The 15,607-nt window shown below is 50.3% G+C and carries 12 protein-coding genes; 4 read left to right on the forward strand and 8 right to left on the reverse strand.

Annotated elements, in window-relative coordinates; all coding sequences use genetic code 11:
- Positions 1-263: 263 nt before the first annotated feature.
- On the reverse strand, positions 264-599 hold the full coding sequence (locus ACJHYR_RS19265; RefSeq protein WP_001300891.1) for a zinc ribbon domain-containing protein YjdM: 336 nt from the start codon (positions 597-599) through the stop codon (positions 264-266).
- A 402-nt stretch (positions 600-1,001) separates the two neighbouring features.
- Here ACJHYR_RS19265 and crfC point away from each other — a divergent pair, with 402 nt between their 5' ends.
- The 4 genes from crfC (at position 1,002) to pmrR (ending at position 6,072) form a co-directional block, all read left to right on the forward strand.
- Positions 1,002-3,230 carry a clamp-binding protein CrfC gene (crfC, locus tag ACJHYR_RS19270; protein WP_059328096.1) on the forward strand — a complete coding sequence of 743 codons (2,229 nt, stop codon included), beginning with the start codon at positions 1,002-1,004 and terminating at the stop codon, positions 3,228-3,230.
- The gene (locus tag ACJHYR_RS19275; protein ID WP_059328097.1) at positions 3,227-4,105 is read left to right on the forward strand and encodes a YjcZ-like family protein; all 879 of its coding nucleotides are present in this window, start codon (positions 3,227-3,229) and stop codon (positions 4,103-4,105) included. The genes crfC and ACJHYR_RS19275 overlap by 4 nt, the downstream gene beginning before the upstream one ends.
- Before the next feature lie 263 nt (positions 4,106-4,368).
- A complete protein-coding gene (gene proP / locus ACJHYR_RS19280) occupies positions 4,369-5,871 on the forward strand; it encodes a glycine betaine/L-proline transporter ProP (protein ID WP_001305708.1) in 1,503 nt (500 codons plus the stop codon).
- Between the two features lie 111 nt (positions 5,872-5,982).
- Positions 5,983-6,072 carry an LpxT activity modulator PmrR gene (pmrR, locus tag ACJHYR_RS19285; RefSeq protein WP_000797657.1) on the forward strand — a complete coding sequence of 30 codons (90 nt, stop codon included), beginning with the start codon at positions 5,983-5,985 and terminating at the stop codon, positions 6,070-6,072.
- On the opposite strand, the gene pmrB is transcribed toward pmrR, so the two are convergent.
- From pmrB to melR, 7 genes are all read right to left on the reverse strand, one after another.
- Positions 6,048-7,148 carry a two-component system sensor histidine kinase PmrB gene (gene pmrB / locus ACJHYR_RS19290; RefSeq protein WP_001052138.1) on the reverse strand — a complete coding sequence of 367 codons (1,101 nt, stop codon included), beginning with the start codon at positions 7,146-7,148 and terminating at the stop codon, positions 6,048-6,050. The two genes, pmrR and pmrB, sit on opposite strands and share 25 nt — an antisense overlap.
- Positions 7,149-7,817, reverse strand: coding sequence for a two-component system response regulator BasR (basR, locus tag ACJHYR_RS19295; protein WP_000697915.1), 669 nt, complete (start codon positions 7,815-7,817; stop codon positions 7,149-7,151).
- On the reverse strand, positions 7,814-9,457 hold the full coding sequence (eptA, locus tag ACJHYR_RS19300; RefSeq protein WP_001445820.1) for a phosphoethanolamine transferase EptA: 1,644 nt from the start codon (positions 9,455-9,457) through the stop codon (positions 7,814-7,816). Before eptA ends, basR begins: the two co-directional genes overlap by 4 nt.
- A 103-nt stretch (positions 9,458-9,560) precedes the next feature.
- Positions 9,561-10,898, reverse strand: coding sequence for an arginine/agmatine antiporter (gene adiC, locus ACJHYR_RS19305; RefSeq protein ID WP_000093154.1), 1,338 nt, complete (start codon positions 10,896-10,898; stop codon positions 9,561-9,563).
- Positions 10,899-11,034: 136 nt separating this feature from the next.
- Positions 11,035-11,796 carry a DNA-binding transcriptional activator AdiY gene (gene adiY, locus ACJHYR_RS19310; protein ID WP_001217059.1) on the reverse strand — a complete coding sequence of 254 codons (762 nt, stop codon included), beginning with the start codon at positions 11,794-11,796 and terminating at the stop codon, positions 11,035-11,037.
- 324 nt (positions 11,797-12,120) lie between these two features.
- Entirely contained in the window at positions 12,121-14,388 is a 2,268-nt protein-coding gene (gene adiA / locus ACJHYR_RS19315) for an arginine decarboxylase (protein ID WP_077248666.1), read from the reverse strand.
- A 198-nt stretch (positions 14,389-14,586) separates the two neighbouring features.
- Complete coding sequence (melR, locus tag ACJHYR_RS19320; RefSeq protein ID WP_001090771.1) at positions 14,587-15,495, reverse strand: transcriptional regulator MelR; 909 nt, start codon at positions 15,493-15,495, stop codon at positions 14,587-14,589.
- Between the last annotated feature and the right edge of the window lie 112 nt (positions 15,496-15,607).

The following is a 15,607-nucleotide window of genomic DNA, read 5'->3' on the forward strand; positions in this document are numbered from 1 at the left end:
GCAGTCGGCACCGTTGCCGGATGCGGCGTAAACGCCTTATCCGGCCTACGGATGGTGCGGGAATTTGTAGGCCTGATAAGACGCGCAAGCGTCGCATCAGGCAGTCGGCACTGTTGCCGGATGCGGCGTAAACGCCTTATCCGGCCTACGGAGGGTGCGGGAATTTGTAGGCCTGATAAGACGCGCAAGCGTCGCATCAGGCAGTCGGCATCGTTGCCGGATGCGGCGCGAGCGCCTTATCCGGCTTACCGATCACAATACAATCAGTTCTTTTTCACAAACTCAGATTTCAGTTTCATCGGACCAAAACCGTCGATTTTGCAATCGATGTTATGGTCGCCTTCAACCAGGCGGATGTTTTTCACTTTGGTGCCAATTTTCAGCATCGAAGAGCTACCTTTCACTTTCAGATCTTTAATGATGGTAACGCTGTCGCCGTCAGCCAGCAGATTGCCGTTAGCATCTTTAACGATCAGCTCGTCGCTTTCCTGTGCAGGTTCTGCGTCGTTCCATTCGTAGGCACATTCCGGGCAGATGTACATGCCGTTATCTTCGTAGGTGTATTCGGAGTTGCATTTTGGGCAGTGTGGTAATGACATGTGGATTTCCTCAAAAGTCAGCAGGGCAAAAGCGCCAAAAAACGGCAGATTGCCGAAAAAGGCCGCAATTATACACAAAATCCCTGAGTTTGTCGGGGGTACTGCTGATTTTAGACGACGATCGTTTTCATTTGAAAGGAAACGCAAAAAGAAAATAATCTTTTTGCCTCCATTTATTATTTAAGATAAGGTTAATGTTCTACTTGTTCTTTTTTTAATTCAAATGATATTTTTTATCTTTCTGACGTTTTAAACGTATCGGAAGACGTTATTTATTCTAATAAAAAATAACACTCTAAATATAAAATTATTTCTTGCAGTAATTATAAAAGCCGAAAACAGAACTCAAAAGCAATCTGGCTAAATAAAAGTAATAAAATTTGCTTTAAGGAAGAATTTTCTATGTACACACAGACCCTGTATGAGTTAAGTCAGGAGGCTGAACGCCTGTTACAGCTTTCTCGCCAACAGTTGCAGTTACTGGAAAAAATGCCTCTCTCTGTCCCCGGAGACGATGCGCCACAACTGGCTTTACCCTGGAGTCAGCCTAATATCGCCGAACGTCACGCGATGCTGAATAATGAGTTGCGTAAAATTTCCCGACTGGAAATGGTGCTGGCGATTGTCGGTACCATGAAAGCAGGGAAATCAACCACCATTAATACCATTGTTGGTACGGAGGTTTTGCCTAATCGTAATCGCCCAATGACTGCGCTGCCGACGCTTATTCGCCATACGCCCGGGCAAAAGGAACCGGTACTGCATTTTTCACATGTCGCGCCAATCGATTGTTTAATTCAAAAATTACAACAGCGCCTGTGTGATTGCGATATTAAGCATCTGACCGATGTGCTGGAAATAGATAAAGATATGCGTGCGCTTATGCAGCGGATCGAAAATGGCGTCGCTTTCGAAAAATATTATCTGGGTGCCCAGCCTATTTTTCATTGTCTGAAAAGTTTGAATGATTTGGTGCGACTGGCGAAGGCGCTGGACGTCGATTTTCCTTTTTCTGCTTACGCCGCCATTGAGCATATTCCCGTGATTGAAGTGGAGTTTGTCCATCTGGCGGGGCTGGAGAGTTATCCCGGTCAATTGACGTTACTGGATACCCCCGGGCCAAATGAAGCCGGGCAACCGCATCTGCAAAAAATGCTTAACCAGCAGCTGGCACGCGCCTCGGCGGTACTGGCGGTGCTGGATTATACGCAATTGAAATCGATCTCCGATGAAGAGGTCCGTGAGGCGATTTTGGCGGTGGGGCAATCGGTGCCGCTGTATGTGCTGGTCAATAAGTTCGATCAACAGGATCGTAACAGTGACGACGCCGACCAGGTGCGGGCACTGATTTCCGGGACGCTGATGAAAGGCTGTATTACGCCACAGCAGATATTTCCGGTGTCGTCGATGTGGGGCTACCTGGCGAATCGGGCGCGCCATGAGTTAGCCAACAACGGTAAGTTACCACCGCCAGAGCAACAACGCTGGGTGGAAGATTTTGCCCATGCCGCGCTCGGCAGGCGCTGGCGTCATGCCGATCTGGCTGACCTCGAACATATTCGTCATGCTGCCGATCAGTTGTGGGAAGATTCGCTGTTCGCCCAGCCAATTCAGGCGTTGCTTCATGCCGCTTACGCTAACGCCTCGTTGTATGCTCTGCGATCTGCCGCGCATAAACTGTTGAATTACGCGCAGCAGGCGCGGGAATACCTGGATTTTCGTGCGCACGGGTTAAACGTCGCTTGTGAACAATTGCGGCAAAATATCCACCAGATCGAAGAAAGTTTGCAGCTATTGCAACTCAATCAGGCGCAGGTGAGCGGCGAGATTAAACATGAAATCGAGCTGGCCCTGACCTCCGCCAACCACTTTCTGCGTCAACAGCAAGATGCGCTGAATGCGCAGTTAGCCGCCTTGTTTCAGGATGATTCGGAGCCGTTAAGCGAGATTCGTACCCGCTGTGAGACACTGTTACAGACGGCGCAGAACACCATTAGTCGCGACTTTACGCTGCGTTTTGCCGAGCTGGAATCCACCCTTTGCCGGGTGTTAACCGATGTTATTCGCCCCATTGAGCAACAAATCAAAATGGAATTGAGCGAGTCAGGGTTTCGTCCTGGGTTTCATTTTCCTGTTTTTCACGGCGCAGTTCCCCACTTCAACACTCGCCAGCTGTTCAGTGAAGTCATTTCGCGCCAGGAAGCAACGGACGAGCAGAGCACGCGTTTAGGCGTTGTGCGTGAGACTTTTTCGCGCTGGTTGAATCAGCCCGACTGGGGACGGGGAAATGAGAAATCCCCGACAGAGACGGTTGATTACAGTGTGTTGCAACGAGCATTAAGCGCAGAAGTCGATCTTTATTGCCAACAAATGGCTAAAGTTCTGGCAGAGCAGGTCGATGAATCTGTTACGGCAGGCATGAATACTTTTTTCGCTGAGTTCGCTTCATGTTTGACGGAATTACAGACGCGTTTACGCGAAAGCCTGGCTCTGCGTCAACAAAATGAATCGGTGGTCAGGCTGATGCAGCAGCAATTGCAGCAGGCTGTGATGACTCACAGCTGGATTTACACCGACGCTCAGCTGTTACGCGATGATATTCAAACACTTTTCACGGCAGAACGATATTGACCAAGACGTTACTGGACGGCCCCGGTCGCGTGCTGGAGTCGGTTCATCCGCGCTTTTTAGTGGATCTGGCGCAGGGCGATGATGCCCGCCATCCACAAGCCCATCAGCAGCAGTTTCGTGAACGACTGATGCAGGAACTTCTTGCGCGTGTGCAGCTTCAGGCATGGACGAACGGCGGGATGTTAAATGCGCCGCTTAGCCTGCGTCTGACATTGGTGGAAAAACTGGCGTCGATGCTGGATCCCGGTCATCTGGCGCTGACGCAGATCGCGCAGCATCTGGCGCTGCTGCAAAAAATGGATCACCGCCAGCACTCTGCTTTCCCGGAGCTCCCCCAGCAAATTGCCGCCTTGTATGAGTGGTTTTCAGCCCGTTGTCGCTGGAAGGAAAAGGCGTTAACGCAACGAGGCCTACTGGTGCAGGCGGGTGAACAGAGCGAGCAAATTTTTACCCGCTGGCGTGCTGGGGCGTATAACGCCTGGTCGTTGCCTGGGCGCTGTTTTATCGTTCTGGAGGAGTTGCGCTGGGGGGCATTTGGCGATGCCTGCCGTCTGGGAAGCCCGCAAGCGGTGGCGTTGTTGCTGGGTGATTTGCGCGAGAAAGCGACACAACATCTGGCAGAGAGTATCAATGCGGCACCGACCACGCGTCACTATTACCATCAGTGGTTTGCCTCTTCGACCATTCCGACGGGCGGGGATCATGCTGATTTTTTAAGTTGGCTGGGAAAGTGGACCACGGCAGATAAACAACCCGTTTGCTGGTCAGTGACCCAACGCTGGCAAACTGTCGCGCTGGGGATGCCACGACTCTGTTCAGCGCAGCGTCTGGCGGGGGCAATGGTCGAGGAAATCTTCTCTGTAAATTTGGTGTAAATAATCAGTTACATCAATGAGTCCTAAACGAAATCCATGTGTGAAGTTGATCACAAATTTAAACACTGGTAGGGTAAAAAGGTCATTAACTGCCCAATTCAGGCGTCAACTGGTTTGATTGTACATTCCTTAACCGGAGGGTGTAAGCAAACCCGCTACGCTTGTTACAGAGATTGCATCCTGCAATTCCCGCTCCCCTTTTGCGGCCGTCGCGCTGATTTTTCTGGCGTTTGCGGAAATGGGCCAACTCTGCGAGGAAAGCTATGCTGAAAAGGAAAAAAGTAAAACCGATTACCCTTCGTGATGTCACCATTATTGATGACGGTAAACTGCGTAAAGCCATTACCGCAGCATCACTGGGTAATGCAATGGAATGGTTCGATTTTGGTGTTTATGGTTTTGTTGCTTACGCATTAGGTAAAGTTTTTTTCCCGGGGGCTGACCCCAGCGTGCAGATGGTTGCTGCACTTGCCACTTTCTCCGTTCCCTTTCTGATTCGACCGCTTGGCGGACTCTTCTTTGGTATGTTGGGCGATAAATATGGTCGCCAGAAGATCCTCGCTATCACTATTGTGATTATGTCGATCAGTACGTTCTGTATTGGCTTAATACCGTCCTACGACACGATTGGTATTTGGGCACCGATTCTGCTGTTGATCTGTAAGATGGCACAAGGTTTCTCGGTCGGCGGTGAATATACCGGGGCGTCGATATTTGTTGCGGAATACTCACCTGACCGTAAACGTGGCTTTATGGGCAGCTGGCTGGACTTCGGTTCTATTGCCGGGTTTGTGCTGGGTGCGGGCGTGGTGGTGTTAATTTCGACCATTGTCGGCGAAGCGAACTTCCTCGACTGGGGCTGGCGTATTCCGTTCTTTATTGCTCTGCCGTTAGGGATTATCGGGCTTTACCTGCGCCATGCGCTGGAAGAGACTCCGGCGTTCCAGCAGCATGTTGATAAACTGGAACAGGGCGACCGCGAAGGTTTGCAGGATGGCCCGAAAGTCTCGTTTAAAGAGATTGCCACCAAACACTGGCGCAGCCTGTTGACGTGTATTGGTCTGGTAATTGCCACCAACGTGACTTACTACATGTTGCTGACCTATATGCCGAGTTATTTGTCGCATAACCTGCATTACTCCGAAGACCACGGGGTGCTGATTATTATCGCCATTATGATCGGTATGCTGTTTGTCCAGCCGGTGATGGGCTTGCTGAGTGACCGTTTTGGCCGTCGTCCGTTTGTGCTACTTGGTAGTGTTGCACTGTTTGTGTTGGCGATCCCGGCGTTTATTCTGATTAACAGTAACGTCATCGGCCTGATTTTTGCCGGGTTACTGATGCTGGCGGTGATCCTTAACTGCTTTACGGGCGTTATGGCTTCTACCTTGCCAGCGATGTTCCCGACGCATATCCGATACAGCGCGCTGGCGGCGGCATTTAATATTTCGGTGCTGGTTGCCGGTCTGACGCCAACACTGGCGGCCTGGCTGGTCGAAAGCTCGCAGAATCTGATGATGCCTGCCTATTACCTGATGGTAGTGGCGGTGGTTGGTTTAATCACCGGCGTAACCATGAAAGAGACGGCAAATCGTCCGTTGAAAGGTGCGACACCGGCGGCGTCAGATATACAGGAAGCGAAGGAAATTCTCGTCGAGCATTACGATAATATCGAGCAGAAAATCGATGATATTGACCACGAGATTGCCGATTTGCAGGCGAAACGTACTCGCCTGGTGCAGCAACATCCGCGAATTGATGAATAAGCTGAAACGGATGGCCTGATGTGACGCTGTCTTATCAGGCCAATTGAAGTCTTAAGGTTCACTTAATCTCTGACGCGCATACTCTCCTCCAGGTTAACGGAGGAGAGTGCAATGAAAAACCGTGTTTATGAAAGTTTAACTACCGTGTTCAGCGTGCTGGTGGTCAGCAGCTTTCTTTATATCTGGTTTGCCACGTACTGATCTTTCTTCAGCCGTACCCAGGCCCGCGTGCCGGAAGTCTCTTGCCGGTTTTGCAGGAAAAACTGCCCGTGATGCAACTGTGTAATGCGGCTGACAATACTTAACCCCAGACCAATCCCGCCATAACGGCTGTCCATACGTACAAACGCTTTACTCAACTCCCCGCATTTACTCTCATCAATACCCGGTCCTTCATCTTCAACGGCCATGACCGCTCCACCATCTTCTTGCAGCTTAATCATAATGTTGCTGCCTTGCGGGCTGTAACGATGGGCGTTTTCTACCAGGTTTCGCAATAACATCCGCAGCAGGGTTGCATCACCCTGAACGGTGATGTCGGCGGCGCTCTCTGGCAATAGCAGGGTTTGCTGTCGCTGGTCGAGCATGGTACTGAGTTCGTCATACGAGGGGAGAATGACATCTTCCAGCAGTTTTACATGTTGATAATTACCGGAAGAAAATGACTGTCCGGCACGCGCCAGTTGCAGCAGCTGGGAGACACTCTCCATCATCTGATCAAGTCGAGCCACTAACGGTGCTACATCAATGTGATGCGTTTTCGCCAGCAGTTCCAGATGCAAACGCACCCCCGCCAGTGGCGTTCGCAGTTCGTGCGCGACGTCAGCGGTAAACAACCTTTCGTTATCCAGCGTGCTGGTCAGGCGACTGACCAGATCGTTCAACGCCGAAACCACCGCTTCGATTTCGAGGGTGGCGCTGTGAATGGCAATAGGCGTTAAGTTGTCGGCGGTGCGCGCTTCCAGCTCTTTTTGCAGCTCCGCCAGCGGCCGGGTGATGCGGCGTACCGCCTGATAGCAGATAAATAGCGTCAGGCTGACCATAAAGACGCCGGGGACGATCAGGCTGGCGACCGCCTCGCGGATCTCGCGCATGATGTGGCGATCGTTGTTGCGATTGTCGCGTAGCGCCTGCTCAAACAGCTGAATCTGCTCGGTACTTTCATGCCATAGCCAGAAGACGCTGATCAGCTCAAACACCAACAAAATGGCCCCGATGGTCAATATCAGCCGTTGGCGCAGCGATATTGGTCGGCGCAGAAAACGCATCAGATTCAATTAGTTTTCCTCATTTGCGACCAGCATATAGCCAAAGCCGCGCACGGTGCGGATACGGGCTTTGCCCACTTTGTCGCGCAGATTGTGGATATGCACTTCCAGGGTGTTGGTCGAGGGTTCATTGTCCCAGTTATAGATGTCGTTGTAGAGAATTTCCCGATGCACCGGGCTGCCTGCTTTAAGCATCAGGCGCGACAGCAGAGCATATTCTTTGGGCGTCAGAATCAACTCTTCACCGCCCATCCATACCTGACGGCGACCCATATTCAGCGTCAGATTGCCAACAATCAGCTCACTTTCGCCCTGATTATTATGGCGTCGTAGCAGGGCGCGGATACGGGCGTGTAACTCTTCCAGCGCAAAAGGCTTCACCAGATAGTCATCGGCACCGACATCCAGCCCGGCGATTTTGTCGGTCAGCGTATCGCGAGCGGTGAGGATCAGTACCGGCAGGGTGTATTTTTTCTGCCGGATACGGGCGAGAAAATGCAGTCCATCTTCGTCGGGTAACCCTAAATCCAGTACCACCAGGCTGTAATGACCGGCCTCAAGGCTTTGTTCCGCCATCCGCGCGGTTGTCACGCCATCGCACGCGTAGCCTTCGGTTTGCGCCGCCAGAATCAATCCCTGCAATAACAGCGTATCGTCTTCAACAATCAGAATTTTCATTCACTCACTCTCCTGCAAGTTTGCAGAATATCATCCGCAGCCTGGTAATACTTCGTCTCAACGCCAGTTAATCCCAATAGCGTGGAGAATAAATTATCTTGTGAATAGTGTTGCGTTTGCGCCTGTTTTTGCAGGCAGTTCTGGTCAACCTGATACCGTTTTTGATAATCCTCCGACAGCCACAGCAGCATTGGTACCTGTTTTTGGCTATCCGGGGCGATGGCATAAGGCAGACCGTGCAGATAGATGCCATTTTCACCTAACGACTCACCGTGGTCAGAAAGATAAACCAGGCTGGTGGTGAATTTATCCTGATGTTCTTTCAGCAGATTAATCGCTTTATCAACAATATAGTCGACGTAAACCAGCGTGTTGTCGTAAGTGTTCACCAGTTGCTCTTTGGTACAGGTCTGGATCTCGTTAGTGTCGCAGGTTGGGGTAAATTTCCTGAACTGCGGCGGATAGCGGTTGTAATAGGTCGGACCGTGGCTGCCGATGGTGTGTAAGACAATCACGCCATCACCCTGCAGGTTATTGATGTACTCTTCCAGCCCGTGGAACAGCACTTCGTCATAGCATTCGCCGTTGATGCACTGACCAGGCAGGTTCAGCGCGGTGACGTTCTGGTGAGGTACGCGATCGCAAACGCCTTTACAGCCGCCATCGTTGTCTTTCCACAGCACGTTGATGCCCGCTCGCTGAATGATATCCAGCACGCCTTCCTGGTGCTGTGCCAGCTCTTCTTTGTAGTGCTCACGCGGCATATCCGAGAACATGCACGGTACTGAAACTGCCGTTGCCGTGCCGCAAGATGCGGTATTAGGGAAATAGACCACGTTATCTTTTGCCAGCCGCGGGTTAGTTTCACGCGGATAGCCATTGAGGGAGAAGTTCTCCGCCCGCGAGGTTTCGCCGACAATCAGGATGGTCAAATTTTTACGTTTCTCTTTCTGCATTAATGGGTTGCGGTGCGCATCTTCACCAATTCGCACCAGCGGCAGATTTGCCAGTCGCTGATGGGAGTACCATGACCAGCTGGCAACAATGCTGTTAGAGGGGCTTAAGGATTTCACCAGCTCTTTGTTATTGCGAAACAACGAGGCGTAGTCTTTATAAAACAGTGCGGCGACCAGCAAAATCAGCAGTACAGAAACCAGAATATTGGCACCACGGAAAAGAACACTGCGCAGGCGCGAGGTGGCTGGTTTGATTTTAATCCAGCAGGCAATCAGCGCAGCAAGCACGCCGCTGAATCCCAGCGTTAATAACATTTGCGGCGTCATCAACGCATAACTTTCTGCCGGAGTGGTATCAATAATATTGGCAATCATCGAGCGGTCGATGACGATGCCGTAAGTCATTATGAAATATTGTGCAGCCGCGCCGACCAGAATAAACAGGCAGGCCAGCGGTCGATTAAGCCATAAGAAAGAGCTTAGTGTCAGGACAATATTAATCACGCTGAAGGCGACGACTGGCATCGACAAGAAAACCAGTACGTTATGCAGCGAGTCCAGCGGCAGCGCCTGCAACACCTGTTTAAAAAAGGCAATATTCAGGCAGATAGAGATATAAAAAGCGGCCAACAATAGCCAGGCGAGTAAATTCAAAGAGGGTCTTTTTAGTAGGCGCTTCAACATCACGGTGTTTCCATCGAACAAAGTGCGCATATGCTCGCAAAGCAAAATTAAGCCAACCTTAAGTTCTTAAGGTTGGCTTTTATGTTTGCTGGATTAAGGGGAATTAATCTTTGCTTATTGGTGCATCTAAGGGATACGGGTTTTTATGCAGCCGGTTGTAATTCAGTGCATACATAGCGGTGATGACCATCAGGGTGACAAATGACCACATAACCTCTTTCGCCCCGGACCCCACCACGGCCCAGATGCAGTAGAGGAAGGCAATGGTAGTCACTGCCAGATATGCCGGGCGTGCTTTCCCAAAATGACCGTGGCCGAGCAGCAGTAACGCCGCACAGGTGTAAAGATATGGCACCAGTGTAAAGATGACCGAGACGGAAGAAACCAGACCGAACTCTTTGGTCGCGTTTGGCGAAATGCTGCTGAGCTGGAAGATGGTCATCAAAATACCGACGATAATCAGCCCCGCCACTGGTGTACCCGCTTTATTAACACGGGCAAAAATTGGTGGGAACAGTCCGTCATCGGCAGCGGCTTTCGCCGTTTGACCCGCCAGCAATGTCCAGCCGCCCAGTGAACCTAAGCAACCCGCAGCTGCGCAGAAGGAAACAATGGCCCCGGCGGTGTCACCCAACGCCATCCGTGCGGCATCACCGAATGGCGAGGCAGAAACGCGCAGTGCGGCATTAGGGATCATCCCCATAATCGCGGTGGTGGAGAGCACATAGCAAACGGCGGCAATCAATACCCCACCAATGGTGGCGATAGGGACGTTGCGTTTCGGGTTTTTCACCACACCTGCGGCAACGGAGGCACTTTCCACACCGATGAACGACCACAGCGTAACGTTAAGGGTACTTTGAATCGCGCCGAAGGTGCCCAGGCCGCTGACGTTCCATGCCGCCATATAGGTTTCACCACGGAACCAGAACCAGCCAAATACGGCAATCCCGACGATGGGGATCAGCGCCAGCACGGTGGCAACGGCCTGCACGCGGGTGATCATTTTCGGACCGACAATGTTCAGCAGGACGAAGATCCACAGCACCACGACGCAGGTGATGGTTAATACCAATGGATCTTTCAGAATCGGGAAGAAGTAACTTAAATAACCTACGCCAATGACCACCATGGCGATATTGCCGATCCAGCAGGCCAGCCAGTAGAGGACGTTGGTTTGATAACCGAGAAACGGCCCAAAGCAGCGGCGGGCGTAAGCGTAAGAACCACCAGGACTTGGGTCGAGGAACGACATTTTGGCGTATACCATCGAGAGCCCCAGCGCACCGATAATCGTCACCAACCATCCATAAATGGCAATCCCGCCAGTGGAGGCCAGGTTTGCAGGTAACAGAAAAACACCTGACCCCATAATATTCCCCGACACCATCAGGGTGACGGGGATTAAGCCCACTTTGTGAGCATCAGCATCCGAAGACATAATTAAACTCCTGCGAAGGCGAGCTTCGTGACAATAAATTACGTCATATCATACGCCTGCATTCGATAGTTGAATTATTATCGACCGGGTTATCGCTGATGCCGTTATTAATATAGCTCTTCGTTAAGGTTAAAAATCAGGCGACAGTGCGTTCTCTGTGCTGACTAACATAATGCAGAGGCGTCATACCGTAGAAGTCTTTAAAGACAGAAATAAAGTACGACGTACTGTTGTAGCCGCAGGATTGTGATACCTGAGAGATATTTTTACCGTCCATCATTAATTCATTTACGGCATAACGCATGCGGCAGGTGGTGATTATTTGGCTATAACTGGTGTTTTCGCTTTTCAGCTTTTTCTTTAACAGACTCGGGCTAAGACATAAACAACTGGCTACCATACTAAGATTCCAGTCTTTGTGGATATCGCTTTCAATAATTTGATAAACGCTGTCACTTACACAATTACGTAACATATACATCATTAGTGAAAGGAATTTTTTACTGTCGAGAAAACGGGATAGCACAGTGAATAATAATGCACGTGTTCGTTCCTTTTCTGACTCAGTTTCAGCGGGCATCATGCTGTGTTGCGCGGCAACGCGAAAGACGTCTGGCGTCAGGCATGGCAGAGTGAGGATGGGCGTAGCGCTACGTTGCCATACTGGTATTTGCGAGAGATCTTTATTCAGAAACCGGAGGTAATCTTTGATGATGTCGTGACTAATATGAGCAACCAAAGTGTTATTAAGAGAGGAGACGTCGATAATATTATTTTCACAATTTAATAACGCCATATGGTTAGCTTTAAGGCTAATAGGTTCTTTCCCATTCACCCTTATCCAGACATCTTTTTCAGTCAATAAAACAATACAAGGTTGGTCGCTGCAAATCCTCATACATGTACTCCTGAGTGCGAATAAAAGACCAGTTCTCGCTAAAGCGAAGCGATACCGGGAAATGGTTATATAATTGTATGATGAATATAAACATGCATAAAAATAACGAGTTTTACTAATATTACAAATTTTTATAGTAATTTCTCATGTACATATTTTTTTACAGGGTAAATAACAGGCAAAAAAAGCGCGGGGTGGGACCGCGCAAAAAGTATGACATTTTTTGTTTGCAGCAATTTTTATGAAAACGTTGCCATACTTAAAAGGCCTCAAGCCAGGCGGCGTAATGTTATTTAAACAATTACGCCTTCAGCGGAATAGTGGTTACGCTTTCACACACATAACGTGGTAAATACCGTCAATAATTTCAGTCCCTTCAGTTTCGTGTTCAAATCCAGGGAAATGATGGTCCCAGGATTGCAGCGAGCGTAAATAACTTACTTGCGGACTGTTTTTATCGCCGAAGTTTTCACCAGACAGCAGCATCGGGATTCCTGGCGGATACGGGATAACTGAGTTTGCCGCGATGCGTCCTGGTAGGTTTTCAATGGATACCAGTTCGACATTGTTGTCGACAATCGCGTTGTACGCTTCTCGCGGGGTGATTTCCGCCACCGGCAGGCCGGAATAGGCTTCGTTCAACCGTGCGCCAGGGTTGTTTTCTTTCAGCCAGGCAAACATGGTGTCACCCAGATCGTGAATCCCCATGTTCGCGTAAGTGTCAGGATATTGTTCAACAAGTTCCGGCATCACCTGCGCCAGCGGTGTGTTGGCGTCATAGTGGCGTTTGAAGGAGCAAAGGGTGTTAACCAGAGTCCCCCATTTCCCACGGGTTACGCCCATAGAGAACAGGAACATAATCTGGAAGTCAGTGGTGCGGGTAGGCACAATGCCGTGGCGACCAAGCCAGGCAGTGACCAGCGCCGCTGGAACGCCGGTTTCTTCCAGTTCACCATCTTCACCCATTCCCGGAGCAAGGATGCTGACTTTAATCGGGTCGAGCATACTCCAGTTATCCGGAATATCTTTGAAGCCGTGCCAGCTTTCGCCCGGATGCATGACCCAGCAGTCCTGAACGGTGGTCAGCAGTTTGGTTGGTGCGTCAGCAAAGTCATAGGTTTTGCCGGTTTGTGGGTCGGTGACGACTTCTTTGTTCCACGGTTTGAAGAACCAGCTACCGTCAGCGGTGAACTCTTTATACAGCCGCGCCATCGCCTGACGGAAATCAACCGCTTCGTCGATCACTTCCTGCGTCAGTGACAGGCCGCTGTTGCCGTCCATCATCGACACCGCCACGTCGTTGGATGCGCAGATGGCATACAGCGGGGAGGTGGTGGCATGCATCATGTAGGCCTGGTTGAAGCGGGAGAAGTTAATCGCCCCACGACCTTCACGTACATGAATATAAGAGGCCTGTGACAGTGCATTCAGCAGTTTGTGGGTGGAGTGGGTGGCGAAAACGGTAGGACCGTTGTGATCGCCAGGTTCGCCGCGCATGGCATAGTGATCGGCATAGATCGGGTTGAAACGTGCATAGCCGTACCAGGCTTCGTCAAAGTGCAGACGATCGGAGGTTTTTTCCAGCAGATCCTGCGCTTCTTTAGCGTTATAACACACGCCGTCATAGGTACAGTTGGTCACTACGCAGTAAGACGGTTTTTGCCCGGTTTTGTCTTTAGTCAGCGGGCTTTCACTGATTTTCTTCTGCAAGGTTTCAGGTTGCATTTCCTGCGGATAGATTGGCCCGATAATGCCGTAGCGGTTGCGGCTTGGCACCATGTAGACCGGTTTCGCGCCTGTCAGCATCAAACCTTGTTCGATGGATTTATGGCAGTTACGGTCAACGACCACGACATCGTTATCGGTCATGCAAGCCTGCATGATGGTGCGGTTAGAGCCGGAAGTACCGACGACTACCGACCAGGAGCGATCGGCACCAAATACGCGTGCAGCATATTTTTCGCTTTCGCCAAATGCGCCAGTATGGTCAAGCAAAGAACCGAGGGAAGTTCGTTCGATGCCCATGTCGGTGCGGAACAGATTTTCACCATAGTAGTCATGGTAGAAACGTCCGGCGGGTGTTTTGGTAAAACCAACGCCGCCCTGGTGGCCTGGCGCTGCCCAGGAATATTCATGGATGTCGCTATATTTCATCAGCGCGCTGAACAGTGGCGGCAACAGTTGCTGGCGGTAGCGGGTCATCGCGGCAACGGCGCGTCCGGCGATAAAGTCGGCGGTATCTTCCAGAATCCAGGCGAATTCATCGACAAGCTCCAGCAGATCCCGGTCCATTGCGGCGAGGGCTTTTTCCCGATCGCCCAACAGGAAGACCGGCACGTTTTGTTGGCGCTCATGAAGCTTACCGATCAATTGTCTGACGTTTTGATGTTCGTCCGGATGTTCCATTTGATAGCTGAACATCAGGCAGTCAATGGCTTCGTTTGAAGAGAGAATGGCAAAACCATCATCAAAGGAGGTGGATTTAATCACGGTAACATTTTGCTGGCTTAAAGCATCTGCCAGACGCTCAACGGCGTTACCGACCCAGGTGTCTTGATGGAGAAACTCGCTTTCAACAATTAATACTTTCATCATTGCTTACCCGGTTATGAAGGAATCTTCGTTGCGGGCAAGTATCTTCCGGCCTTTTCGGGCTGTAAAGCGCGTGAAAAACAAACATTTTTGAAATATTTGTTTTTATAAACAATATGTTATGTGATTATTTTAAATTATTTTCACTGCTTATTATCGACGGCTAAACTATTTTTTTGGCTGATACTGATATCGTCTTTAGCCGGGAAACGTCTGGCGGCGCTGTTGGCTAAGTTTGCGGTATTGTTGCGGCGACATGCCGACATATTTGCCGAACGTGCTGTAAAAACGACTACTTGAACGAAAGCCTGCCGTCAGGGCAATATCGAGAATACTTTTATCGGTATCGCTCAGTAACGCGCGAACGTGGTTGATGCGCATCGCGGTTATGTACTGTTTCATCGTCAATTGCATGACCCGCTGGAATATCCCCATTGCATAGTTGGCGTTAAGTTTGACGTGCTCAGCCACATCGTTGATGGTCAGCGCCTGATCATAGTTTTCGGCAATAAAGCCCAGCATCTGGCTAACATAAAATTGCGCATGGCGCGAGACGCTGTTTTTGTGTGTGCGCGAGGTTTTATTGACCAGAATCGGTTCCCAGCCAGAGAGGCTAAATCGCTTGAGCATCAGGCCAATTTCATCAATGGCGAGCTGGCGAATTTGCTCGTTCGGACTGTTCAATTCCTGCTGCCAGCGGCGCACTTCAAACGGGCTAAGTTGCTGTGTCGCCAGTGATTTGATCACCATACCGTGAGTGACGTGGTTAATCAGGTCTTTATCCAGCGGCCAGGAGAGAAACAGATGCATCGGCAGATTAAAAATCGCCATGCTCTGACAGGTTCCGGTATCTGTTAGTTGGTGCGGTGTACAGGCCCAGAACAGCGTGATATGTCCCTGATTGATACTCACTTTTTCATTGTTGATCAGGTATTCCACATCGCCATCGAAAGGCACATTCACTTCGACCTGACCATGCCAGTGGCTGGTGGGCATGATATGCGGTGCGCGAAACTCAATCTCCATCCGCTGGTATTCCGAATACAGCGACAGCGGGCTGCGGGTCTGTTTTTCGTCGCTGCTGCACATAAACGTATCTGTATTCATGGATGGCTCTCTTTCCTGGAATATCAGAATTATGGCAGGAGTGCAGGAAGATGACTGCGAGTGGGAGCACGGTTTTCACTCTCTTCCCAGAGAGGCGAGGGGACCATCCGAG

Origin of the sequence: Escherichia sp. WS1450, assembly GCF_046487395.1 — a bacterium.
Classification (GTDB): Bacteria; Pseudomonadota; Gammaproteobacteria; order Enterobacterales; family Enterobacteriaceae; genus Escherichia; species Escherichia coli.